Origin of the sequence: Paraeggerthella sp. LCP19S3_G8 (assembly GCF_052119225.1) — a bacterium.
Taxonomy (GTDB): Bacteria; Actinomycetota; Coriobacteriia; order Coriobacteriales; family Eggerthellaceae; genus Paraeggerthella; species Paraeggerthella hominis.
This window is the reverse complement of sequence record NZ_JBQKFQ010000002.1, coordinates 391,592-417,200: the sequence shown is the minus strand read 5'-3', so window position 1 is coordinate 417,200 and position 25,609 is coordinate 391,592. Positions and strand designations below refer to the sequence as shown.

The following is a 25,609-nucleotide window of genomic DNA, read 5'->3' as shown; positions in this document are numbered from 1 at the left end:
GCGCATCGAGGGGGCCGGGGCGGCGCTGAGCGCCGAGCTGGCCGCCGCCAACGTCGACCGCGACGGCGACCTGTACAAGGCGACCACCTTCACGGCCAAGTTCGTCCCCGACGACGGCCAGACCTACGCGGTGAGCTACGCCACCGACGGCAACGGCACGGCCGACCCCGCCGACAACCGGGGCATCCAGGTGCTCGGCACCTCCGGCGTGACCGGCTCGACCGCCGCGCCCGCCCCCGGCTACAAGTTCGAGGGCTGGTACAAGGGCGACGCGCGCATCGAGGGGGCCGGGGCGGCGCTGAGCGCCGAGCTGGCCGCCGCCAACGTCGACCGCGACGGCGACCTGTACAAGGCGACCACCTTCACGGCCAAGTTCGTCCCCGATTTCTCCACGCTCAGTGCAAGCGGCTTCGACGTCACCTACGACGGCGCTCCGCATAAGGTGCTGCTGCACGGCGTTGTTCTGCCCGGCGATACAATCGAATATTGGGTTGGCGACACGCAGCTTGCTGCCAACGAGTTCGTCAATGTGGCGGATTCCACCGAAGTTACCGTGAAGGTGATCCGCGGAACCCAGGTGTGGACCAGCAATTCGGTAACCGCCAGAATCACTCCCGCGCCCGCCACCATCAAGGTTAACGACTCGTCCAAGAAGTTCGGGGAATCCGACCCTGCCTTCACGGGTGCGGTCGAAGGGCTGATCGGCTCCGATTCGCTGGGCAATGTGGTTTACAGCCGCACCAACAACGATGAAGCTGTCGGTTCCTATGCAGGTGTCCTTACTGCTACGGTCGACAATCTCAACGGCAACTACACCTATACGGTGGAGCCGGGCGACTTCTCCATCGAGCCCGCAGACGGCAATATCGTTCGCATCACGTCCGATGCCGAAGGTTTGACGAAGGTCTACGACGCGCAGCCTGTATCCGTTACGGCCGAGGCTGACGTCGAGGGCTCCACGCTGCTGTACTCGGTGGACAACGGGGCAACCTGGTCTGAGAGCAATCCGTCGTTCACGAATGCCGGAACGTACACGGTGCACGTGAAGGCCACGCATCCGGGGTACCGGGAAACGGCTCCGGTGAGCGCGACCGTTGTCATCACCCCTGCGCCCGTCACCATTACGGTTGCCGATGCTTCCAAGGTTGCAGGTGCCGCCGATCCGACCTTCACCGGCACGGTCGAGGGCCTGGTGGCCGAAGGCGATCTGGGCGACGTGGCCTACGTCCGTCCCGGCGGCGAAGAGGCCGTGGGCGTGTACCAAGGCGCTCTGACCGCTCTGTTCACGCAGAATCCGAACTACGCGGTTTCCGTGATCAACGGTACGTTCACCATTACGGCTCCGCCGATTCCGCCGATTCCGCCCGACCCGGTCGAGCCTACTCCGACGCCTACGCCGCTGCCCGAACCGGGCACGGTTCCTCCTGACAGCCCGCTGGCGCCTATCGTTGCGCCCATCGTGGACGTGCTCGGGGGCGCTGCCGAAGCGGTCATCGGCGACAACGAGACCCCGCTTGCTCAGCGCGAAACCGAAATCTCCGATGGGGAAACGCCGCTTGCTGGTCACGATCATGCGTCGTGCTGGGTGCACTGGTACATCATACTGGGCATCATTGTCACGGCCATATATTCCGCTTGCGTGACGCTGCGTCGCAGCCTGTTCTCTCGTAAGCTGAAGCAGTACGAAGACAACCTGACCGGGGGCGGTGACCCCGCTCCCGGCGCGCCTTCTCGGTTCGACGACGAGGCCTCCGCGGCAAACGTTTCTCAGGGTGCTCCTGCGGGGACGGTTGCAGCTGCCGGGTTGAACGAGTAGGGAAGGGAGGATACGCATGAAAAAGAGCAACGTCATCGTCTTTGCCCTGCTTGCGGCAATCTCGGTATTTCTGCTGTGGCTGTGGTACTTCTTGGGCTTTAACAGGGTCGACGATCCGCTTGACCTGGTTTTGTCCATCGTATGGTGGGCGGTTATCGCGGTTTCCATCGCGGTCATCGTTCGCGCGGAGCGGGTTCGCCGTCGGCGCATTAGAACCGTGTACGTGGGCGACAATGCCACGTTCAACAGCGAAAAGGGGCTTATGCGCTTTTCGGAGGGGGAGCCCATGCAAGACGTGGTAGCTTCCATTGTTGAAAACTTGAAGTACGACTTCACGCGCGAGGAGTTTCCCGATAAGGAAGCGTTTCAAGCGAAGTATTTCGTGCGCACGAAGGAATTCCGGACGGAAGAAAACCCCGAGGCCGTAAAGGACCAGTCGATGGAATCTGCTCAGACCGCATTGGATTCCTCTGCGTCCGCGCGCCGCGCATGGACGGGCGAAGTGGTCGTTGCGGCCACTGGCGAGGAAAAGCCGTTTGGAACGCCCGAAGAATTGGCTGCTATTTTGACCACGCTAGGAGCTGCGGCTTAAAAGCCGCCTTTCTGGTCGCGCTTGCATCGACAGCCCTTCCGGCGAAGTTTCTGGAAGGGCTGCTTCTTAGCTTACGCGACATCGTCGTTTGATCATGGTTCGACCGCGTGAGTCCTGCGGTGCAAGTTGGGTAGACGCTTCTCTTGCTTGCAGGGCCTGGTAGGCTTTTGAACGTTTAATTGCAAGTAGAATGGTTGTGATTCTCGTATGAGGAGCTATCGACTTAACGACATCGAGGAATTTCCCGACCTGCGTCATCTGCTCGAACGCAGCGCGCGGCTCTTTTCGGGTAAAACCGCATTTGCCGAGCTGTCGCGTTCTTCGGGGCTGCGCGAAGTGAGCTACGCTTGCTTTCTCGAGGACGTGCGGGCCCTGGGCACCGCGCTTTTGGAGCGCGGGTACGCCGGCAAGCGCATCGCGCTCATCGGGGAAAACTCCTACGCGTGGATTCTTGCGTACTTCGCGATCGTCAACAGCGGGATGACGGTGGTTCCCTTCGATAAAGAGCTTTCCTGCTCTGAGATCGTCGACCAAATGGCAAGGGCGAACGTTGATGCGCTGTGCCATACTGCATCGTACGCGCCCGAGGCGCGTCGCGCGGCCGATGCGTTGAAGGAGCGCCGCGGGCTCGATGTGGAGCTTTTTGACATGGGGTCGTTGTCTGCGGGCGAATTGGCATGTGACCTGCTTTCTTGCGGGCGAGATCAGATCGCGCTCGGCAACGATCGGTACGCGCGGGTTGAACTGGATCCGGATGCGGTGTGCTCGATTTTGTTCACATCGGGAACCACGGGCGTGAGCAAGGGCGTTTTGCTGAGCCATCGAAACTTCGCATCCAATATAAAAGGGGCTTGCGAGCTGGTGCTTTTCGGCCCGCAGGATACGCTGGTCTCCGTTCTCCCCATCCATCACGCCTACGAGGACATGGCGGGCATCTTCTGTCCGTTGTACTATGGGTGCACCGTGGGGCTCTGCTCCGGTTTGAAAATGCTCCCGAAATGCCTCGACGCGTTCAAGCCTACCATTCTGTGCTTGGTCCCCCTGTACGTCGAAACGTTCAGAAGCAAGATTCTTCGCGCCGCAAAAGAGGGCGGCCGCGAACGACAGCTTGCTTTCGCCTGCAAAGCAAGCTCGCTGCTTCGGCGCATTGGCGTCGACGTTTCGGACAAGTTGCTCGCGCAGCCCCGGGAGGCGTTCGGCGGGCGTCTGCGACTTGTCATCTGCGGAGGAGCGCCGCTCGATCCAGCCTATGCGCCGTTTTACCGCTCTCTCGGCATCAATCTTATTCAAGGGTACGGCATCTCCGAATGTTCTCCCATTGTTTCGGTCAACCGCAACAACGAGTTCAAAGACGATTCCGTTGGCCGCGTGATTTCGTGCGCGCGCGTGCGGTTCGACGAAAACGGGCAGATTTGGGTCAACGGCCCGTCGGTCATGGCGGGGTACTTGGATGAAGAAGCCGAAACGCTGGTCGACGGTTGGTTTCCAACGGGCGATCTGGGACGTTTGGACGCGGATGGGTTTCTGCACATCACGGGTCGGTGCAAAGACAACATCGTCCTGAGCAACGGCAAGAACGTTATGCCTCAGGAAATCGAGCGTGCTTTGACGGCGTGCGATTCCGTGGCCGAAGCGGTGGTTATCGGCGGGCCTGGAACGGGCAACGGTTCCGAGTGCTTGGCGGCGCACATCTACCCGGACTTTGAAGCTATCGGGTTGGATGCGAAGTCTCCAGAAGCTGCGGCGGCCGCTCGGGATCGGGTGCGCGCCGATATCAGGCGCGTTAACAGGGGCCTGGCGTTTTACAAGCGCATAGCAACGTTTGCGGTGCACGCCGAGCCGTTCGAGAAAACGACAACGCGCAAGGTAAAGCGGTTTTTGCTCGTTGAGGATACGAAGGGAATGGTACATGTTTGATCGCGTTCAAAGCATCATCCAGGGCTACATCCAGCGCGACGACCTGGAGATCACGCTTGATACCGACGTGCTGAGCGACCTGGGCATCAACTCGCTTGAGTTGGTGGAGCTGGTGTGCGCGTTCGAGATGGAATTCGACCGGGAGATACCGGAAAAAGACATTCGCCAGTTCGTGACGGTCGAAGACATCGTGCGTTATCTGGAAGCGATCGAAGCGTAGGCTGAAGCGCCGTGGACCTGTTCCTTGCATCCGTGCCCGCCGCTGACGAGAAGCTGCTCGCCAAAGCGGCGCTTCCCTTTGCGACGCCGGCGAAGCGCGCCCGCATGGAGCGTTGCCGCGTTGCGCAGCAGCGCGCGGGCATGGCGCTCGCCGAGGTTCTGCTTGCGTGGGCGCTGCATGAAGAGCGGGGCGTGAACTTGCGCGCCGTTGAGCGCTTCGAGGGCGATTGCGGAAAGCCGTTCGCGCGCTACGCTGACGGCTCGGTCGAATTCAGTTTGAGCCATTCCGGATCGTACGTCCTGGTCGGGATCGATGATGCCCCCATTGGCGTGGATATCCAGCAACGGCGCCAGGCGGACGAGCGGCTTGCGCGCAAGGTTATGGACGCGGCCTCGTTCGAAGCATGGCTGGAATCTTCCGACAAAGCAACGCTCTTCTGCGATTGCTGGGCTCGCATGGAAAGCGAGTTGAAGTGGTGGGGAGTTGGAATCGCGGGTCTTGGAAGGGCCGATCTTGTTCTTCCGGAAGGCGTGTCGTCATGCGCGGTTGATGCTCCTGCCGGGTATTCGGCTTCCGTGTGCGCTGCGTTGCCGAAACCCGCCCCGTTGCGGGCGTCTCCTCGAACCGTGCAGATTGAGGAGTTGCTTGCTTTTGCCGAAAGGGAAGGGCTGTGATCGTGAAGCAAAACGAGGATACCCGTAGCGCGTTGCCGTTGCCCGATGCGCCGGCGCGCGCAAGCAGAAACGAAGGAGCGTCCCTTATGGCAGGTCGGTATCCGTTGACTCACCCGCAGAGCCGCATTTGGCATGTCGAGCAATCGCATCCGGGAACCAGCATGTGGAACAACGCCGGTACGCTCAAGATTCGCGGGCGTCTTGATTTCGATTTGCTGGACAAGGCCATTCAGCTGTTTTTGGAGGCGAACGAGTCTCTTCGCTTGCGCATCTGCCTTGTCGACGGCCAGCCCATGCAGTATGTGGCTGCACATCGGCCCGTACATATCGATCGACTGGATTTCAGCTCCACGGGCGTGAAGGGGCTGTACGAGTGGGATGTTCGTCAAACGCAGGCGCCCATGTCGCTGATCGACAGCCCCCTCTATTACTTCGCTTTGGCGAAAACCGCTCCCGACGAGGGGTACCTGTACGCGAAGATGCACCATATCATCTCCGACGGCGTGTCGTTCGTGGTGTTCGCAAACGAGGTCATGGACTGGTACGACATGCTTTTGCGCGGGGAAACTCCCGTGCCCCGGCCTGCAATTTCGTATCTCGATTACGTCGAGGAGGAACGTCTCTATCGGGAATCCAAGCGATTCGCTTACGACGAGGCGTACTGGCTCAAGCGGTTCTCCGACTTCTCCGATGCCACGTTGCTCAAGCCTCGAACGTCGGACTGCTTTGCAACGAAAGCGAAGCGCAAGGCGTGCGTGCTTTCAGCTGAGCTTTCCGCGGCGGTGCGGGGCTTTTGCAAAGAGCATCGCGTGTCGGTGTTCGCGTTGCTGCTGTCCGCGTTTTCCGTGTATCTGAATCGCGTGTTGGGGAAAGAAGACCTGGTCATAAGCGCTCCTGTATCGAACCGCACGTTCGCGGGGTCCAGTGAGCGTTTCGGTATGTACGTGAGCACGGTGCCCGTGCGGGTGGCGGTCGACAACGAGCGTGCGTTTTTGGATTTTGCCGAAGGGGTGTCCAACGAATGGTTTTCCGTTCTCAAGCATCAGCGGTATCCGTACGACGTGCTCATGGAGAAGATTCGCGAACGTCGTCCCGACATCGACCAGCTGTACGATATTTCCTTATCGTACCAGGTGGGGACGTTCGAAACGAAGAAGCGCTGCTTCTCCTACGAAGGGCGTTGGCATTTCAGCGGGCATCAGGCATCCTCGCTCAACATTCACTGGAACGATCGCGAGAACAACGGGCGCTTCGTGCTGGATTACGATTACCTCTCGCCCCTGTTCGCGGCGAAGGAAGTTGATTTCATCCACGAGCATTTGTGCAACATCGTAGCCGATGCCGTTGCTCATCCCGAAAAGCGGCTTTTCGAGCTTGCCATGGTTTCTGCGGAAGAGCGAGACAAGGTGCTGTACCGGTTCAACGACACCGATGACGGTTTCGAGCGAACCGACCTGGTCAGCCTATGGAAGCGCCGCGTTGCCGAGGGTCCCTGCGAACCGGCGTTGACCTATCGCGGTCGAAGTTGGACGGCGGCCGATTTGGACCGGGCCTCCGACGAGGTTGGCAACGTGCTCGCGAACGCGGGGGTTGCGCCGGGCGATGTGGTCGCGCTTGCGTTGCCGCGAAGCGACGTCTACTATGCGGCCATGCTGGGCGCCCTCAAGGCGGGCGCGGCGTTCATGCCCATTGATCCCTCGCTTCCCGAGGAGCGCGTTCGCTATATGCTGAACGAGTCGGGCACGCGGTTTGCGCTGGTTGGACCAGGGGATTTAGAGGACCGACAGAAGGGGGCGCTTCTGTCGGTCCCCGTGGCCTCGTTGCGCGCCGAGGAGCTTGTGCGGCGCGTTTCCTGCGTGCGATCGGAGGCGGCCGCGGGGAAGGGCCGCTGCTTGGAGGGTGCTGCTTCGGAAGGGATCTGCGTTGCGCGGCGCTTTCCCGATCCCGGCCAGGCGGCGTACCTCATCTACACGTCGGGTTCGACCGGCACGCCGAAGGGCGTGGTGGTCGAACATGCGCAGATTGCCCACTTCGTGCTGTCGATGCGCGCGGTGTGGGGTCGCACCCCCGGCGGCAGGATGCTGTGCGTGGGCCCGGTGTCGTTCGACATCAACATCATGGAGGCGGCTGTCGGCTTGTTCTCGAACCGTACGCTCGTGGTGGCCGACGATCGGCAGGCCGACTACCCCGACGATCTGTGCGCGCTTATGGGGAAAGAGCGCGTGGACCTTATGATGGTCACGCCGGGGCGCATGGAGATGATCCTTTCGGCCCAGGCGGGCGCTCATGCTCTGCGAGGGGTTCGGGAGATCGGATTGGGAGCCGACGTGCTTCCGCCCGAGCTGCTGCGGCGCATCCAGCAGGTTACGTCGTCGTGCGTCACGAACTTCTACGGACCTACCGAAGTGACGATCGCGGCCACGTGCTGCGACGTGACCGGCCGTGTCGACGTCAACATAGGTCGGCCCATGAACGGCGTGCGCGTCTACATTCTGGACCCGCACCTCAATCCGGTTCCGATTGGCGTTCCAGGTGAGCTGTACGTTGGGGGCGCTGGCGTGAGCAGGGGATACGTTGCGCGTGCCGAGCTGACGGCCGAGCGCTTCGTGCCGTCTCCCTTCGTGGAAGGGGAGCGTCTTTACCGCACGGGCGACGTGGGCCGCTGGTATCCGCTTGGCGAAATCCAGTTTCTCGGGCGCATCGACCGCCAGGTGAAGATTCGCGGGTACCGCGTTGAGCTGGGAGAGATCCAGAACAGGCTGCTGCAGTTGGAGGGGATCCGTTCGGCGGCGGTGGTGGCGCACGACGAGCAGGACGGACGCAAATCGCTGTGCGCGTACGTGGCGGGGGACTGCGTGCCCCCTGCTGCGCGGATGAAGGCGCACCTGTCCGAATCGCTGCCGTTCTACATGGTTCCCTCGTGCTTCGTGGAACTCGACGAGCTTCCTCTTACGACAAGCGAAAAGCTTGACGTGCGTCGTCTCCCCAAGCCTCAACGGGAGGCGGTGGGCGCGCGCTCGTTCGAAACCGATACTCAGCGAAAGCTCGCGGAGCTGTGGGAGGGCATCCTGGGGGTGGGTTGCGTTCGTCCCGACGATCACTTTTTCGAAATCGGCGGGGATTCGCTGTCCATCGTGCGCATGATAGCCGCAGTGGCCGATGCCTTCGATGCGAACATCGATTTGGTGGACGTGTACCGCGACCCGACGCTTGCCGCCTGTGCCGCGCTGATCGATCGGGCGGAGGCCAGCTACTGCAAGCCGGTGAAGCCCGTGGCAGCGCGCCGTTACTATCCGGCCACGTCAACGCAGCAGCGCATGGTTTTGGCGGCAAGCGAGGCCCCTGATTCCGTTGCTTACAACGTGCCGGCGTTGTTCGTATTTGAAAGCATGCTCGACGAGGACCGGCTCAAGGCCGCCTTGGAAAAGCTGCTCGCTCGGCATGCCGTTCTGCGCACGTCCCTGCACGTGCGTGACGGCGCGATCGTGCAACGGGTTCATCGTTCGGTCGAGGTGCCGTACGAGTCGGTTGCGTGCGCCGACGCCCGCATCGCGGCATGCGCGAAGCGGCGCGTTCGGCCCTTCGACGTTTCAAGCGCTCCGCTCATGCGGCTTGTCTCCATTCGAACGCCCCGGCGGCATGCGTTGCTGTTCGACTTCCATCATGCCGTTTGCGACCAGGCGGGGCTTCGGATCGTGCTCGACGACTTCGCCGCTTTGTACCAGGGGGACGCGTTGCCTCCTCTTGCCGTCGATTACAAAGATTGCGCTGTTTGGCTGGAGGGGCGCCTTGCCTCGGACGCTTTGGAGCAGCATGCGGCGTATTGGCGCGAACGGCTTTCCGGTGACCTTCCCGTGCTGGCCCTGCCCACCGAGCGCCCTCGAACGGGCGAACGGAAGGGGGCAACGTGCGAGGCGCGCATCGCCGCGAGCGCGCTCGCATCGTTGCATGCCCTTGTCCGCTCCCAAAAGGCAACGATGGCCACGGCGCTCATGACCGTGTTCGGGCTGGTGCTTTCCCGTACCGCCTTGCAAGACGAGGTGGTGATCGGCATGCCCGTGGAAAACAGGATGCAACCCGCGATGCAGCATACGGCGGGCGCTTTCATCAACACGGTTCCGGTGCGGTGCGCGTTTTCGGGCGGGCAGACCGTCCGTGCATGCTTCAACGCGGTGCATCGCGCTTTGAGCGAAGCCGTTTCCCATCAGGATTATCCGTTCGAGCGCATCGTGACCGATGCGGGGGCCGCGCGTCAGCGCGGGCGCAACCCCTTGTTCGATGCAATGCTCGTGTTCGGGAAAGACCAGGTGAACTTGACGCTTGAAGGCGTATCCGCAACGCCTCGGTTCGTGGACGTTGCAACGGCGAAGCTCGACGTGACGCTGTTCGCCTACGAAGCGGCGGACGGCCTGACGTGCAGATTGGAGTACGATCGAAACCTGTTTTCCGCTGCAGCAGCGCGGCGCATGCTCGATCGTTTCGTCCATACCGCAGCAACGCTGTTCGAGGCTCCCGACGAGGGCGTCGCGCGCGTGAGCGTGCTGCCCTTGGAAGAATATCAGCTGGTGACAAGCGGGTTTGCGGGAGATAAGGTGCCCGTTCGCAACCGGCCTCTCTGCGCGTGGGTGGAAGACCTTGCCGACCAGCGCCCGTGCGACGAAGCCGTTGTGGCCTCGGACGGTCGGCTGACGTTTTCCGGGTTGGATCGGCAAGCTGACTGCATCGCATGCGCTCTTGCCGAAGCAGGGGCAGGGCCCGGAGCACTGGTGGCTGTCATGATGCGTCGCAGCGCGGCGCTGCTTCCGGCTTTGTTCGGCGTTATGAAAGCGGGCGCTGCTTACGTTCCCGTCGACCCGACGTATCCGGCTGATCGCAAGGCGCTCATGCTGGCCGATAGCGGGGCGCGCCTTGTGCTGGTCGATCGCCAGACGTGCGACGCCTGCCCGGAGGTCCCGTCCGCCGCGGCAAGGGTGGTCGTCGAGGATGCGCTTCTTGCGCGCGCCTCGTTGGATTCGGCGCAGGCTCGCAACGAGCGTATGCGCAGGTGCTCCGATGCGAAGCCGGACGACCCTGCGTACGTCATCTACACAAGCGGGTCGACCGGGGTGCCGAAGGGAAGCCTTCTTACGCGTGCGGGCGTGGCGAACCTGCGCGATGCTATGGCTTCGTGCATCGGCTACCGTCCTGCATGGACCGTGGTCTCGGTGACCACGATGTCGTTCGATATCTTCGTTGCGGACGCGCTGCTTCCCTTGACGTACGGCTGCCGTATCGTGCTCGCCGACGAAGAGGAACTTCGGCAGCCTCGTTTGCTGGCCGGTCTTATCGAGCGCGAACGGGTCGATTTTCTGCAGGCGACGCCCTCACGCATGCAAATCATGGTGCGCGACCAGGCGTTCGTCCAAGCGGCTTCGCGGCTTTCGACCGTGGTGCTGGCAGGAGAGAAGCCGCCGCTTCCGTTGGTTCGAACGTGCAAGCGCATCATGCCCGGCGCGCGTCTCAAAAACGGGTACGGCCCGACCGAGGTGACCGTGTACACTTCGTTTCAGGATATGACCGACTGCGCGTACGTGAGCATTGGGCGGCCTATCGCGAACACGCGCGTCTACGTGCTCGACGAGGCGCTGCGGCCTGTTCCCGTGGGAACGTACGGGGAAGCCTACATTGCCGGAGCGGGAGTGTCGCCGGGCTACATCGGCCGCCCCGATCTGAACGAGTCGCGCTTTCTCCCTGATCCGTTTCACGAGGGAGGCGTTATGTACCGATCGGGAGACGTGTGCCGTTACGACGAGCACGGCGAGCTGTTCATTGCGGGGCGCGTCGATCATCAGGTGAAGGTGCGCGGTTTGCGCATCGAGCCCGGCGAGATCGAAGCGGCCCTGTGCGCTCTTGACGGCATCGCCGAAGCCGTGGTGGTGGCGCACGGGGCGGGAGAGCGCAAGCAGCTGGTTGCGTACTATACGGCGTCCGAGCCGCATGAGGTTTCGCGGTTGCGGTCTGCGCTTGCGGCGCAGCTCCCTTCGTTTTTGGTGCCCGCGCGCTTCGTTTATCTCGAGGCTCTGCCCGAAACGGCAAACGGAAAGGTGGATCGCGGGCGCCTTCCCGATCCGGACGCGAGCGCTTGCGCGACGACGGCCGAGCCTTCCCGCCCGCTTTCCGGCGCGCCTGCGAAGCGGGCGTATTCGGCCGAGGAACGACGGCTCCTGCGCGCGATCGAGCACGTCCTGGGAGTGCGCGGCGTCAGCCTGACCGACAACGTGTTCGATCTGGGAGGCGACTCCTTGGCGGTCATCTCCATCCAGGCACGGCTCGCCCCGCACGGGTGGACGCTGCGCACGCAGGATTTCTACGATGCCGATACCATCGGGGATCTGCTCGCACGTGCACACATGCCTGGCGCGAAGAGCGTTTCCGAGCATCAGCAGAACACGGGCGGAAGCGCATCGGATCGTCGTTTGGCCGATCGAAGCGAAGCGGCGGCATCGGTTGCGCGCAATGCGGCAGCGGCTTGCGAAAAGCCCGTTGCCGCATGTTCTCTCGACCGTGTGCTCGTAACGGGAGCAACCGGGTTTCTGGGCGCCCATGTGGTGGCGGAGCTTTTAGCTGCGGGCGCGGGGGAGGTGCTTTGCCTGGTGCGCGCCGCCGACGACGTCGAGGCGCAGGTGCGCCTCGATCATGCACTGGCAGCTTACGGGATGGACTTTGCCCCTGCGGTCCGCGCCGTGCGTGGAGACGTGTCGAAAGACGATCGCGGTTTGGCCGCGTCGCTCGGTGCGATCGACGCGGTCTTTCACTGCGCGGCCATCACCGACCATGTTGGTCGGCGCGAGGAGTACGAACGCGTCAACGTCGAGGGCACGCGTCGCATGCTGGAGCTGGCCGCTATGCTGGAAGCGCAGTTCATGCACGTGTCGACGATGAGCGTGGCCGGCAGGGGCGGTGCGCTGTTCGACGAGCGATCGTTCGACGTGGGGCAAGACGTCGATTTCAACGAATATGCTCGAAGCAAGTACCGGGCTGAGGCCGTCGTGCTCGACGCTTTCGCGAAGGGCGCTGCGGGTCGCGTGTTTCGCGTGGGGAATCTGACGGGCCGCGCTCGTGACGGGGCGTTTCAGCGCGACGTTCATCGCAACGCCTTCGCGATGCGCCTTGCCGCTTACGCCCGTTTGGGATGCTATCCTGAAAGCCTGGCCGAACGGTTCGAGATGACGCCCGTCGACTCCTGCGCGCGCTCCATCGTGCTTTTGGCAACGTGCGACTCGCATTGCATTGCGCACGTATGCAGCGATCGGCAGATCGACGTCAAGGAGCTTGCCGCGCTTTTGAGGCGTTGCGGCCACCCTGTTGAGCCGGTGTCCGACCAAGCGTTTGCCCAGTGCGTTTCCGAACGCCTGAACAGCGAGTTCAAAAGCTTGTTCGGCATCGTTCGGGATGTTGTGGAACGCCCTGCCGTCCAACCCACCGAGGCGTCGGTGGCGGCCACGTGCGCTGCGTTGCAGGCGAAGGGCTTTTCCTGGCCGGACCCCGATGCGGCGTACTTCGCCCCTTACTTCGCTCAGATTCAAGCCGCCGTCGAGGCTTCGGGCCCCGTTCGAGAAAGGAGCTAACGTGGACGCTGCTTCCGCAATCGTGTTGACGGTGGTTCTCATCGCGCTGGTCGCCATGCTGTGCTACGTGGCGTTCGCCAAAGAGAAGAAAACGCTTCACTACCTGTTCATCACCATCATCATCGAGCTGATCGTATGGAATACGGCGGTGCTCGGCGGCAAGTACGTTGCCGCCGATCCAGGGCTTTCCGTGTTCGTTGACAACTTCGCCTACTTTGGGGCCGCATTTGTGCCGGTCACCATGCTGCTGCTGGGTTTGGCGTACCAGAAAAGCTTCAAAGGCTTTTCGAGGGCTTACGGGCTGCTGTTCGTGTTTCCCGTTATCACGATGGTTGTGATATTCACGAACGACTTCCACCATCTTTTCTACCTTTCGTACACGCCGGGCGTGGGGTACGTGCAGGGACCGTACTTCGTGTTCTACGCCCTGTATTCGTACGCGTGCCTGTTCACCGGCATGGGGCTGCTGTGCTATACCGCCATCAAAACCTCGGGCGTGCTTTCGCTTCAGGCGCTGCTCAACGTTGCGGCTGCGCTTATTCCCACGGTCACGAACATCTGTTACACGCTGCACGTCCCCGGCTTCTACGTGTACACTACGCCGGTTGCGTTCACCATCACCGTGCTGCTCTACATTGTGTCGCTGTTTCGATTCGGCTTCCTTAAAACCGTTCCCATTGCCACGCAAACCGTCATCAATCGCATTTCGGACTGTTTCGTGGTCATCGATCGCGAACTCCGCATGCTCGATTGCAACGAATCGTTCACGCGCCAGTTCTACGATCGATCGAGCGCCCAGAAAAAAGCGAAGCTCGACGATTTGCTGATCGGCATGGGATTGTCCGCCGACCAGGTTGTCTCCGTTCGTTGGAACACTGCGGTTGCCTTCGAGTCCGGCCGTTTGCAAACGGCCGACCTTGCCGTCGAAACGGGCGAAGGTCCTTTGTTCTACACGGTTGAGTACACGCCTTTGTCGGAGAGCTTGTCGTATCCGGCGCTCGTGCTGTTGTTCAAAAACGTCACGCAGCACGTGCTTGACCTGCAGGCGCTGCGCGACAATCAAGACATCCTGCTTGAGCGGGAGCGCTTGGCTTCGCTCGGGCAGATGATCGGCGGGATCGCGCACAATCTCAAAAGCCCCATTTTGGCTATTTCGGGAGGAATCGACCAGGTGCAATGGCTGGTGTCGGAGTATCGCGACTCGGTAGGGGACCAAGAGGTTACCGACGACGACCATCGCGAGATCGCTCGCGATATGGACGAGTGGCTTGCGAAGATGAAGATCCAGCTTTCGTACATGTCCGACATCATATCCACCGTCAAGGGGCAGGCAGCCCAATTCAGCGAGGACTCCTCGCATCCGTTCACCGTTGGCGAGGTGCTGAAGCGAACGCAGATACTCATGCAGCATTCGCTCGTGAAGGGCGGATGCACGCTGGAAACCGAGGTGAACGTCAATCGTGAGCAGGTGGTGTTCGGCGACGTGAACAGTCTTGTCCAGATTCTAGATAACGTCATCGACAATGCCATCCATGCGTATAATGGGGATGGTGGCACGATTAAGCTGAACGTGGAGCCGGTCGAGGACGGCGTGCGGTTCTCCGTTTCCGATCAAGGGGCGGGCATTGCGCCCGACGTTCAAAAGCTCCTGTTCAAAGAGATGACGACAACAAGGGGCAAGCATGGGACCGGGCTTGGCCTGTACATGTCCTACAGTACGGTAAAAGGCATGTTCCGCGGCAGCATGTGGTTCGAAACACAGCCGGGCGCGGGCACCACGTTCTTCATTCAGATTCCTTTGGCAGGAAAGCGAGGGTAGCATTGTATGCGCAAGCGGCGTAGTCGGGAGGTTTCCGAGGAATACCGTATTATGGTCGTCGATGACGAAGAGGGGATCATCGACACCGTTGTTGCCATGGTGAATCGCAGCGGATACTGGTGCAAGGGGTTCACCAATCCGCTTGAAGCGCTCGAGGAGCTTGAGCGCGAGCACTACGACCTGCTCATCCTCGACTATTTTATGCAGCCCATTCACGGCGACGAGGTGGTCGAGCGCATTCGCAAGACCGATTACGAGCTGTACATACTTCTTCTGACCGGGCATAAAGAGCTTGCGCCGCCGGTGAGCACGCTCAAGTCTTTGGCTATTCAGGCGTATTGCGAGAAAAGCGACCGCACCGACCAGCTGCAGCTGTTGGTGGAATCCGGCGTCAAGTCCATCAGCCAGATGCGCACCATAAAGCAGTTCCAGGAAGGGCTCAACAGCATTTTGGGCGCCGTCCCCAAAATCTACCAGCTTCAGCCCATCGGCAACATACTCGAGGAGATTCTTCGTCAGATCCTGCCCCTGGTCAACGGCGAGGACGCGTTCATTCTCATAGACGAGCTGCCCGAGTCGTTCGATCCTGCGGCGGGCGCGGGCTCTCAAGAGCGCAAGAGCATCTTCTGCGGCATCGGCGCGTACCGCGGTTCGGTGGATTCGTTCACCAGCCTTTTGGATCACGATCTCATGGAGGCCGTCGGCCGCGCGCGCACGGATTGCGCGCTCGTGCATGCTCCCGAGGGCGTGGTGCTGCCGCTGTGCGACGAGCAGAAGCGCTCGCTCGGGGTGATTTACGCGCGCAACGTGTCGAGCGAGTACGGCATCAAGCTTTTGGAGATTTACGCCCATCAAGCTGCATCGTCTATCAGCAACGCGTTTCTGCATTCGCTCGTCAATATCAAAAACGAAGAACTGCATGACACGTACGCGCAGCTCAAGCAGCGGTACATGGATACGGTCGAGGTGCTGCGCCTGGCGGTCGACGCGAAAGACGAGTACACGCGCGGCCACTCCGATCGCGTGGCAGCCTTGGCGGTGGAGATCGGTCGAGCGTACGGGTTCGACGCCGATGCGCTCGAAGAGCTGCGGGTGGCCGGCCTGTTCCACGACATCGGCAAGATCGGGACCGCCGACGACATCCTGCTCAAAACCGACACGCTCGACGATGCCGAGTACGAAGAGATCAAACGTCATCCCATGAAGGGAGCCATGATCTTGTCGGCCGTGTCGATGTTCGAGAGCATTGTGCCCGTGATCAGGCACCATCACGAGCGTTACGACGGACGGGGCTATCCTGACGGCATCGCCGGTCAGGACATCGAGCTGAACGCGCGCATTATCGCGGTGGCGGATGCGTTCGATGCCATGACCTCGGATCGCCAGTACCGGGCGCATCTTTCGTTCGAAGACGCGGTGCAGCAGCTGCGCGACGGCGCGGGCACCCAGTTCGATCCCTCCGTGGTCGATTGCATGCTTCGCCTGATTGAGACGCAGCCGAGAATCTTGCACATCGTGTGTCGTTAGCTTGCTTTGGCGCGCGGCGTTCTGGCGTATCCAGGCGCGCGCCGTGCTCGTCGGCCTTCTGGCAGGCGGGCGGGCGCGCCGGTTCACCTGGATGTCGGCTTTGGTGCGTAATTAAGTAATTGTAATTCTGAACTGGGCAAACGATAAACTTTACAGAGTTTTAACCCGCATCCGACATTCCTTTGATGCTTCAACTTCATCATGTTCTTTGCAACGGGCCGGAAGGCCCGTACTACTGCAACGAGCAATGCGCTCGAGGGGCGCATCGAAGGAAGGAAGAGCATGAAGAAGCGTTTGGTTATGGCGGTGAGCGCGGCGGCGCTGGCGCTGGGTCTGTTCGGGTTGTTCGGCTGCGCGTCGGGCGACGGCGGTGCGGCTGACGGCGAAAGCTCGTCGTCTCCGTCGGGCGCGGTTTCCGTGTACTCGCGCGAGGACGGCTCTGGCACGCGCGGCGCGTTCGTCGAGCTGCTTGGCATCGAGGAGAAGGACTCGAGCGGCAAGAAGGTTGACATGACCACGCCTTCGGCGGCCATCACGAACTCCACGTCCGTCATGATGACTTCCGTGTCCGGCGACAAGAACGGCATCGGGTACATTTCTCTGGGTTCCCTGAACGACACGGTGAAGGCCCTTGACATCGATGGCGCCCAGCCCACGGCCGAAAACGTGAAGAGCGGCGAGTACAAGGTTGCCCGTCCCTTCAACATCGTGACGAAGGACGGCCTGTCCGACGTGGCTCAGGATTTCGTGGCTTACATCATGAGCGCTGACGGCCAGAAGGTCGTCGAAGAGAACGGCTTTATCTCGGTTGCCGACAGCGCTTCCGCCTACAAGGCTTCCGGCAAGTCCGGCAAGATCGTCATCGCGGGCTCTTCTTCGGTGACTCCGGTCATGGAGAAGCTGGCCGAGGCTTACAAGGCGCTCAACTCCGGCGTGACCATCGAGGTGAACCAGTCCGATTCCACCACCGGCGTCAACATGGCTACGGAAGGCACCTGCGACATCGGCATGGTCTCCCGTGAGCTGAAGGACTCCGAGACCGGCGTCAAGGCGACGGTCATCGCGCAGGACGGCATCGCCATCATCGTGAACAACGGCTCTACGGTGGACGGCCTTACTTCCGATCAGGTGAAGGGCATCTACACCGGCCAGCTGACCACGTGGGAAGACGCGCTGGCCTAAGGGCGAGCGACGTAATCGAGTAGGACTCGCATGTCTCGCGTACACATCAAAGAAGGCATTGCGAAGGCGCTGTTCGTAGCTGCCGCGGGGATCTCGATCCTCGCGGTGGCCCTTATCTGCGTCTTCCTTTTTGCGAACGGCGTACCGGCTATCGCGCAGATCGGCCTTCCGGAATTTCTCTTCGGTACAACGTGGCGTCCGGCCAACGATATCTACGGCATCTTCCCCATGATCGTGGGCAGCGTATACGTAACGGCGGGCGCTATGGTGGTGGGCGTCCCTACGGGGCTTCTGTGCGCCATCTTCCTGTCCCGCTTCGCCAGCGGCAAGATCGCGGCGGTGCTCAAGCCGGGCGTGGAGCTTTTGGCGGGCATTCCGTCGGTCGTGTACGGCTTCTTCGGCCTGGTGATCATCGTGCCGTTCATTCGCGCTAACGCCCCGGCCGACGCTCCGGGCAACGGTTTGTCCTTGCTGGCGGCTGCCGTGCTTCTGGGCATCATGATCCTGCCCACTATCATCACCGTCGCGCAAAGCGCGCTCGACGCCGTTCCCAAGAAGTACTACGAAGGGGCGCTTGCTCTGGGCGCGGACCATGAACGTACGGTGTTTCGCGTTATCGTGCCCGCCGCCGTGTCCGGCATCATGGCCGCGGTGGTGCTGGGTGTGGGCCGCGCCATCGGCGAGACCATGGCCGTCATCATGGTCGCCGGCAACCAAACGCTCATTCCCGAGAGCATATTCAGCGGCGTGCGCACCATGACGGCGAATATCGTGCTGGAGATGGGCTACGCCGCCGATCTGCACCGCGGTGCGCTTGTTGCCACCGGCGTGGTGCTGTTCGTGTTCGTCTTGCTCATCACCATGTTGTTCAACGTCATCAAGAAGCGGGGTGAGATGAGGTAATGGCACCGAAATTGACTATTGCCTACGAATCCGGCGATGCGAGCCCCGTTGCGCCGTCCAATCCAAACGACCGCATCGACGCCTTGTTCGCAGCCGCGGAAACCCGCCATGGCAAAACCCGCCGCATCGTATCCGCCCTTCTGCGTTGGGTGGTGTACTTGGGCGCGTTGGTCACAGCCGCGGTGCTCTTGTTCCTGGTGGGCTATATTCTGGTGAACGGCGTACCGTACCTCACGCCGAGCCTGTTCGCATGGGAGTACACGTCCGATAACGTCTCGCTTATGCCGGCGCTGGTGAACACCCTGGTCATGGCTGGTCTTTCGCTGGTCATGGCGGTGCCTGTCGGCGTGGGGTCGGCAATCTATTTGGTGGAATACGCGAAGCGCGGCAGCAGGTTCGTGCAGATCGTGCGCACGACCACCGAAACGTTGCAAGGCATTCCCTCCATTATCTACGGCTTGTTCGGCATGCTGTTCTTCGTGACGGCCCTGCAATGGGGGCTGTCCCTTATGGCGGGCGCGTGCACGCTGGCCATCATGGTGCTTCCCGTGGTCATGCGCACCACCGAAGAGGCGCTGCTGGCCGTTCCCGACGCCTATCGCGAAGGCGGTTTCGGCTTGGGGGCCGGTCGCCTGCGCACGGTGTTTCGCTGCGTGCTGCCCACGGCCGTTCCGGGTATTCTGGGCGGCGTTATTTTGGCGCTCGGCCGCTGCGTCGGCGAGGTGGCGGCTCTTATCTTCACGGCGGGCTCCATTGCTCAGATCCCCAATTTCCTGGATGCGGGCGCCATGGCCGTGTTCGATTCAACGCGCACGCTGGCCGTGCACATGTACGTGCTTGCCAGCGAGGGCCTGCACGTGAACGAAACGTACGCTACGGCGGTGGTCTTGCTGATCATGGTGGTGCTGCTCAACTTGATGGCCACCTTCGCCGCGAAGAAGATGAACAAGGGAGGCAAAGATGATTAATGCCACGCTCGAAAAGACCGCCGATCAGGTGATCGTCAACCCCACCTACATGCCCACCGCTCAAGGTCAGGCTGCGGACCGTCGCGCGAAGGCCAAGGCGCCGTCCAACGCTCCCGCCAAAATGAGCGTGCGCGACCTTGACCTGTACTACAAGGACTTCCATGCGCTGAAAAGCATCAACCTGGATTTTCCCAAGAACCAGGTGACGGCTCTTATCGGGCCGTCCGGCTGCGGCAAGTCCACGCTGCTCAAGTCGCTCAATCGCATGAACGATCTGGTGGAGGGCTGTCGCGTTGAAGGCGAGATCGCCCTCGACGGCGAGGACGCGTACCGTTCCATCGACGTGAACAACCTGCGTCGCCGCGTGGGCATGGTGTTCCAGCAGCCCAATCCCTTTCCTATGAGCGTGTACGACAACGTGGCGTTCGGGCCGCGCACGCACGGTGTCAAAAACCGCGCCGACCTGGACGAGATCGTCGAGCAGAGCCTGCGCGACGCCGCTATCTGGGACGAGCTCAAAGATCGCCTGAAGAAGAACGCGCTGGGCTTGTCCGGGGGACAGCAGCAGCGCCTGTGCATCGCCCGTGCGCTCGCCGTTCGTCCCGAGGTGCTGCTCATGGACGAGTCCACCAGCGCGCTCGACCCCATCTCCACGGCCAAGATCGAGGACTTGGTAGGCGAGCTCAAAAGCAAGTACACCGTCATCATGGTCACGCACAATATGCTGCAAGCGCTGCGCGTGTCCGACAAAACGGCGTTTTTCCTGCTGGGCGAGATGGTGGAGGCTGGCGACACCGACGACATCTTCACCAACCCGAACGATCCTCGCACTGCCGACTACGTCGCTGGGCGGTTCGGCTAGGCCGAGCGGCGCGCGAGGCGGCCAGCGATTGGGCGTTCCGGCCGCCTTTCGCGTGGGGACGAGACGCCCGCGCGAGGGCGGGGCGCCCCGTGCGGAGGGGCCCTCGGGCGGAGGGGCCGCCCTTGCGGGGCTGCCTCGTGCGGAGGTGACCCGCGTGCGGCTCCCCGCTTTCGATCGCAAAAACCGTCTCGCTCCTGCATGGGTCCCGGCGTCGGCTCTGCCGTGGACGCGCGCGAGCTTTTTGCGCCGGGACCCTCGGGCTGTTCGGCCGTTTCGACAGCGGATGCCGCAAAACTTGGTGCAGAATCACGGGCGTGCGCTCCTTGAGCAGCCCATTACTTGCGGTTGTTTTGAGCGCTTGCATCAACAGGCCAGGTCATCGAAGCTCGACGGATTCGGCGGTTGCTGAAGGCGCTTATTCAAGAGCGCAGACCCGCGATTCTGTACCAAGTTCGGAGGTTTCCGCCGCCAGAAGAGCCCCCTGCCCGTTCGCGGGTCTCATCCTGCTCGGCTGCGCGGACGCCGTGGGGCGACCTTGGGGTTCGGCGAACTGCCGAGGGCATGACCCCTGCACCACTTTACGCAAATTTGACTCGCTCGTTGCCCCGTTGGCAAGCACGCTGCTTTACAATGGGCCGAAACGACCGAAGCTGCCACCCGGGAGCCATCAATGATTTACTACGTAGAAGACGATACCAACATCCGCGACCTTACGGTGTACGCGCTCAAGCAGGCGGGATTCGAGGCCGAGGGGTTCGCTGCGGCCGGCGAGTTCTTCGCAGCCTGCCGCGAGCGCGTGCCGGAGCTGGTTCTTTTGGACATCATGCTGCCCGAGATCGACGGGTTGGAAATCCTGCACATGCTGCGCGAGGACGCCAGCACGAAGCATCTGCCCGTCATGATGCTTACCGCCAAGGGAACGGAGTTCGATACCGTGTGTGGGCTCGATGCCGGCGCCGACGATTACCTGGCGAAGCCTTTCGGCATGATGGAACTGGTGTCGCGCGTGAACGCGCTTATGCGTCGCGCCTCCGCGCCGGCGGTCATTCCCGATGACGACATGGCATGCGGCCCGATCGAGCTGTGCGTTTCGGCCCATACGGTGTCGGTGGACGGTCAGCCGGTCACGCTCACGCTCAAGGAGTTCGACCTGCTGCATACGCTCATGAAGAACGCGGGGCACGTGCTGTCGCGTCGGCAGCTGCTCGAGGACGTGTGGGGCATGACGTACGTGGGCGAGACGCGCACGGTGGACGTTCATATCCAAACGCTGCGCCAGAAGCTCTCGGCGGTTCGCGAAGGCGCCGATTCCTGCATTAAAACGGTGCGTGGCGTTGGCTATTGCATCAAGCAGCCTTCTTAAGCTATGAGTCCCACGCATTTTACGGTGAAGAGCCTTTCAGGGAAAATCTTCTCGAGCGTCCTTGCGTTCACGTTGGGCATTATCTTGGTGCTGGCCGTGGTCATGACCACCATTTATTACTTGTCCTACGAGCACGACGCCGAGGCGGAAATCGCCGCGAACGCGCAGAACGCCGCCACGTATCTGAACGCCACGCCTACGTCGGCCAACCTTCCTGCGCTCGAGGAGCAGTTCTCGGGGCTGACCCGCTACACGCTGATCAGCGCGGACGGAACGGTGCTCTTCGACAGCGCTGCCGACACGTCGCACATGGACAACCATGCCGACCGCCCCGAAGTGCAGGAGGCTGCGAAGTCGGGCGAGGCCGTGACCATGCGTTATTCGGAAACGCTTGGAACCGACACCGTGTACGCGGCCGTGAAGCTTGACGACGGCACGTTCGTGCGCCTGTCCGAGACGCGTCATTCGCTGTTGTCGTTTCTGGGCGACATGCTCATGCCGGTTCTGGTGGCGCTCGTCATCGCCGTGGCCTTGGTGTTCTTGCTGTCCAAAGAGCTTACGAAGCGCATCATGAAGCCTATCGATGCGCTCGATTTCTCCAGCCCGCTCGAAAACGAGATCTACGAAGAGATGGACCCGTTGCTTATTCGCATCGACGAGCAGCAGCGCCAGCTCAAGCAGCAAAACCGCGAGCTTGCCGAGGCGGAGAACATGCGCCGTGATTTCTCGAGCAACGTGAGCCACGAGATGAAAACTCCCTTGCAGGTTATCTCCGGCTACGCCGAGCTCATGAAGAACGACATGGTGCAGCCGGCTGATCGCCAGAAGTTCGCCGCGCTCATCTACGACGAGGCTCAGGCCATGCGCTCGCTCATCAACGACGTGCTGACCTTGTCGAAGCTTGACGAATCGGCGTTCGGCAAAGAAGGCGCGTCCGTGATCGACCTGCACGGCGTGGCGCAGCGCGTGGCGGGGCGCTTGTCCAGCTTTGCCGCCGACCAGAACGTGAGCGTGAGCGTTGAGGGCGGTCGCGCGTGCATTGCCGGAAGCGAGACGCTCGCAGAGGAAATGCTCTACAACCTGATCGAGAACGGTATTCGTTACAACCATGAGGGCGGAAGCGTGACCATGTCGGTCGGGCTGGAAATGGTGAAGGCTCCCCGCGTTTCGGAGCGGACGGGGCGGATCGAAAGCCCTTCTCAGCGCCACGCTGCAAGCGAAGGCCAGCCCCTGGTCCAGAAACAGGCGGTTGTTCGGGTGACGGATACGGGTCCGGGCATTCCCGAGGAGATGCACGACAAGATCTTCGAGCGGTTCTTCCGCGTGGACAAAAGCCGGTCCAAGGAGACGGGCGGCACGGGCCTGGGCCTTGCCATCGTCAAGCACGCGGTCATCCACCACGGGGGAACGATCACGGTGGAAAGCGCCGAAGGCAAGGGGACTACCTTTGTGCTTCGGTTCCCGGCGGAATAGCGTCGAAGGCGGCCGGTGGCACACTGAAGGGGTTGGCGCCGGGGCGGGGAAGTCGAACTGATCCTCGTGCGGGGCGCACGAGGATGCGGGCGGTTCCGCGCTCGAGAAGATTGCCGAGTCAGTGATTTTGCAAGAAGAAAGCCCTACCCCCGGCCAGAAGGATGAACCCACCTCAAAAGGTGGGTGCTCGCAGTTCGCTTCCTGGCTTTCGCATCGACGGATGCGAATCTCCATTCCACGCACTATCTTGAGCTCCCTCGTGTATTAGCATCGGTCCATCGCAAAGTATGGCTTCGAGGGCAGGACCTGTACTTGAGTATATGGGCATCGAATGCAAAATAAAGTCTTGACATATATTTTCATGAAAAGGATCTCGAAAACAGCAGAGCCTGATTCGAAAAGCAGCTTCTAGGCAAACAAGCGTTCGCATGGTACCATACGAACCATGGATACCTTATTTACAGCAATGGAGAACGAACGGAAGTCCCAAGTGGCGCCTCTGGCGGTGCGCATGCGTCCGCGCACACTCGAAGAAGTGGTCGGGCAAGAAGAGGCCGTCGGTCCGGGAAGCTGGCTGCGCAACGCGATCGAGCAGGATCGCCTGAGCTCGGTTATCCTGTTCGGACCTGCGGGAACGGGCAAAACGTCGCTTGCCCACGTCATCGCGGAAACCACAAAGGCAACGTTTGTGGAGGTGTCGGCCATCGGCGGAACCGTTTCGGACCTCAGGCGCGAGATCGACGCAGCCGAAAAGCGCTTGTCCATGAGCGGTCTGCGCACCATCCTCTTCGTCGACGAGATCCATCGTTTCAACCGCAGCCAGCAAGACACCTTGCTGCACGCGGTGGAGGATCGTGTGGTGGTGTTGGTGGGCGCTACCACGGAAAACCCGTTTTTCGAGGTGAACTCGGCGCTGATCAGCCGTTCCCGGGTGGTCGAGCTGCACGGGCTGTCCGACGAGGAGATCGTTCGTCTGGTGAACCGTGCCGTTGCGGACGAACGGGGCCTGGCAGGTCTTTACCGGCTCGATGCCAAGGCGCTGCAGGCGATCGTGCTCCTGGCGGGAGGGGACGGGCGCACTGCGCTCACCACGCTCGAGCTTGCGGCGGGCATGGTGGAGCCGGGAACCTCGAAGGCTCCGGCCACCGTTTCGGAGGAAGCTGTGCGTGCCGCCACGCCGCATCGCGCGCTTCCTTACGACAAGAACAAGGACATGCACTACGACGTTATTTCCGCGTTCATCAAATCCATGCGCGGAAGCGACCCCGATGCCGCCCTGTATTGGCTTGCCCGCATGATCGACGGGGGAGAAGACCCCAAGTTCATTGCGCGCCGCATGTTCATCGCTGCTTCCGAAGACATTGGAAACGCCGATCCTCAAGCGCTGCTTATTGCCGAGGCGGCGTTCAAATCGGCCGAGGTGATCGGCTATCCCGAATGCCGCATCAACCTGGCTCAGGCGGCGATCTACTTGGCCCTCGCCCCGAAAAGCAACGCGGCCGAGGCTGGCATCGACGCCGCGCTGGCCGAAGTGCGCAACGGCCCTCTGCGCAACGTGCCGGACCATTTGCGCGATCGGCACCGTCCGGGATCGGAGCAGTACGGCGTGTACAAGTACCCGCACAGCTATCCAAGCGGGTGGGTTGCCCAGCGCTACCTGCCCGACGGCTTGGAGCGGGGGTGCTTCTATCGTTCCAGCGACCGCGGATGGGAGGCGTATCGCAGCGAAGCCGCTGCTCGGGATCGCCTTTCTTCAGGAGAAAACCCCACGTCGCGCGAAAGGTAACCGATTTCCAACTCCTGTGAACGAGGGGTGGAAAGGCGGAGTGGTCTCGTTAGAATCAAAACCGATCGTGCTATAGTGTAGGCTTCGGAAACAGGAGGCTTCTCGTGGAATTCAGCGAACTTATCAACGTGGCGTTGCCGGTTGTCTACGTGATCGTCGGGGCGGTTCTCGTATGGCTGGCCGTCGAGTTGATTATGACGGTGCGCAAAGCGCGCCAGACGGTCGAGGACCTGCACAAGCAGGTCGAGCCCACCCTTGCAAGCGTCGAGCGCATAACCGCGTCTTTGGAGCCGGTGGCGGCGAAGGTCGATCCGCTGGTTGACCGCGTGTCGCTGACGGTGGATGCCGCAAACCTTGAGCTTATGCGAGTCGATCAGATTCTCGAAGACGTAAACGAGATCACCGACACCGTGTCCTCTGCCGTCGAGGCTGTCGATACGGTGACGAACGCCCCTATGGAGCTGGTGAACTCCGTTACCAACCGCGTGCGCAGCGCCTTCAAGCCGCGCCGCGCCAGCGACGAATCCGTTGCGCTCGGTCAGGCGAAGGCCGAGCAAGACGCGCGGTTCGAGCAGGCGTCGAACGCGTCCGTGACGCAAACCGCCGCCGCTGCAACCCAGGTGGTCAAGGAAGCGGCCGTCACGGCAGCCAAAGCCACGCAGGAAGCGGTGGCCGAGCAGCGCGAACAGCGGGCTGAGCAGCGCGTCCAGCGCGAGGAGAAGGCGGCCGCCAAGAGGGCGGTTGCCGAGAAGACGGCCGAAACCGCCGCCACCATGGCCGATGCGGTGACCGCTTCCGTCGACGAGGATGCTGCAGCTGCTTCCAAGTACTTCACTTACGACGGCGCCCCTCAGTCTGCGGATTCTCAAGGTGCGTCCGCTCAGGATCGCTAGGATCGGC

At 61.7% G+C, this 25,609-nt stretch carries 16 protein-coding genes; all 16 read left to right on the top strand.

Annotated elements, in window-relative coordinates:
• The coding region (locus ACTQZK_RS03630) for an MBG domain-containing protein (protein ID WP_441898514.1) at positions 1-1,816 on the top strand (1,816 nt) is incomplete at its 5' end.
• 16 nt (positions 1,817-1,832) lie between these two features.
• Entirely contained in the window at positions 1,833-2,408 is a 576-nt protein-coding gene (locus ACTQZK_RS03625) for a hypothetical protein (RefSeq protein ID WP_216529042.1), read from the top strand.
• Positions 2,409-2,615: 207 nt separating this feature from the next.
• Positions 2,616-4,325, top strand: a complete 1,710-nt coding sequence (locus ACTQZK_RS03620; RefSeq protein ID WP_441898512.1) for an AMP-dependent synthetase/ligase — start codon at positions 2,616-2,618, stop codon at positions 4,323-4,325.
• Entirely contained in the window at positions 4,318-4,545 is a 228-nt protein-coding gene (locus ACTQZK_RS03615; protein WP_216529044.1) for an acyl carrier protein, read from the top strand. Before ACTQZK_RS03620 ends, ACTQZK_RS03615 begins: the two co-directional genes overlap by 8 nt.
• Before the next feature lie 11 nt (positions 4,546-4,556).
• Positions 4,557-5,219 (top strand): 4'-phosphopantetheinyl transferase family protein, encoded by a 663-nt coding sequence (locus ACTQZK_RS03610; RefSeq protein ID WP_216529045.1) that lies wholly within the window; start codon positions 4,557-4,559, stop codon positions 5,217-5,219.
• Between the two features lie 86 nt (positions 5,220-5,305).
• The gene (locus ACTQZK_RS03605) at positions 5,306-12,826 is read left to right on the top strand and encodes an amino acid adenylation domain-containing protein (protein WP_441898510.1); all 7,521 of its coding nucleotides are present in this window, start codon (positions 5,306-5,308) and stop codon (positions 12,824-12,826) included.
• Between the two features lies 1 nt (position 12,827).
• Positions 12,828-14,645 (top strand): histidine kinase N-terminal 7TM domain-containing protein, encoded by a 1,818-nt coding sequence (locus tag ACTQZK_RS03600; RefSeq protein WP_216529047.1) that lies wholly within the window; start codon positions 12,828-12,830, stop codon positions 14,643-14,645.
• A gap of 51 nt (positions 14,646-14,696) precedes the next feature.
• Positions 14,697-16,172 (top strand): HD domain-containing response regulator, encoded by a 1,476-nt coding sequence (locus tag ACTQZK_RS03595; RefSeq protein ID WP_216529048.1) that lies wholly within the window; start codon positions 14,697-14,699, stop codon positions 16,170-16,172.
• A 282-nt stretch (positions 16,173-16,454) separates the two neighbouring features.
• The gene (locus ACTQZK_RS03590) at positions 16,455-17,354 is read left to right on the top strand and encodes a substrate-binding domain-containing protein (RefSeq protein WP_114566532.1); all 900 of its coding nucleotides are present in this window, start codon (positions 16,455-16,457) and stop codon (positions 17,352-17,354) included.
• Between the two features lie 30 nt (positions 17,355-17,384).
• Entirely contained in the window at positions 17,385-18,257 is an 873-nt protein-coding gene (gene pstC, locus ACTQZK_RS03585) for a phosphate ABC transporter permease subunit PstC (RefSeq protein WP_114566533.1), read from the top strand.
• Positions 18,257-19,225 (top strand): phosphate ABC transporter permease PstA, encoded by a 969-nt coding sequence (gene pstA / locus ACTQZK_RS03580; protein WP_216529049.1) that lies wholly within the window; start codon positions 18,257-18,259, stop codon positions 19,223-19,225. The genes pstC and pstA overlap by 1 nt, the downstream gene beginning before the upstream one ends.
• The gene (pstB, locus tag ACTQZK_RS03575; protein ID WP_114566535.1) at positions 19,218-20,087 is read left to right on the top strand and encodes a phosphate ABC transporter ATP-binding protein PstB; all 870 of its coding nucleotides are present in this window, start codon (positions 19,218-19,220) and stop codon (positions 20,085-20,087) included. Before pstA ends, pstB begins: the two co-directional genes overlap by 8 nt.
• Positions 20,088-20,757: 670 nt before the next feature.
• Positions 20,758-21,450 (top strand): winged helix-turn-helix domain-containing protein, encoded by a 693-nt coding sequence (locus tag ACTQZK_RS03570; RefSeq protein WP_114566536.1) that lies wholly within the window; start codon positions 20,758-20,760, stop codon positions 21,448-21,450.
• Between the two features lie 3 nt (positions 21,451-21,453).
• On the top strand, positions 21,454-22,923 hold the full coding sequence (locus tag ACTQZK_RS03565; protein ID WP_114566537.1) for a sensor histidine kinase: 1,470 nt from the start codon (positions 21,454-21,456) through the stop codon (positions 22,921-22,923).
• Positions 22,924-23,368: 445 nt separating this feature from the next.
• Positions 23,369-24,709, top strand: coding sequence for a replication-associated recombination protein A (locus ACTQZK_RS03560; protein ID WP_114566538.1), 1,341 nt, complete (start codon positions 23,369-23,371; stop codon positions 24,707-24,709).
• 104 nt (positions 24,710-24,813) lie between these two features.
• Positions 24,814-25,602: a DUF948 domain-containing protein gene (locus ACTQZK_RS03555; protein ID WP_114566539.1), complete on the top strand. Its 789-nt coding sequence runs from the start codon at positions 24,814-24,816 to the stop codon at positions 25,600-25,602.
• Positions 25,603-25,609: the final 7 nt, after the last annotated feature.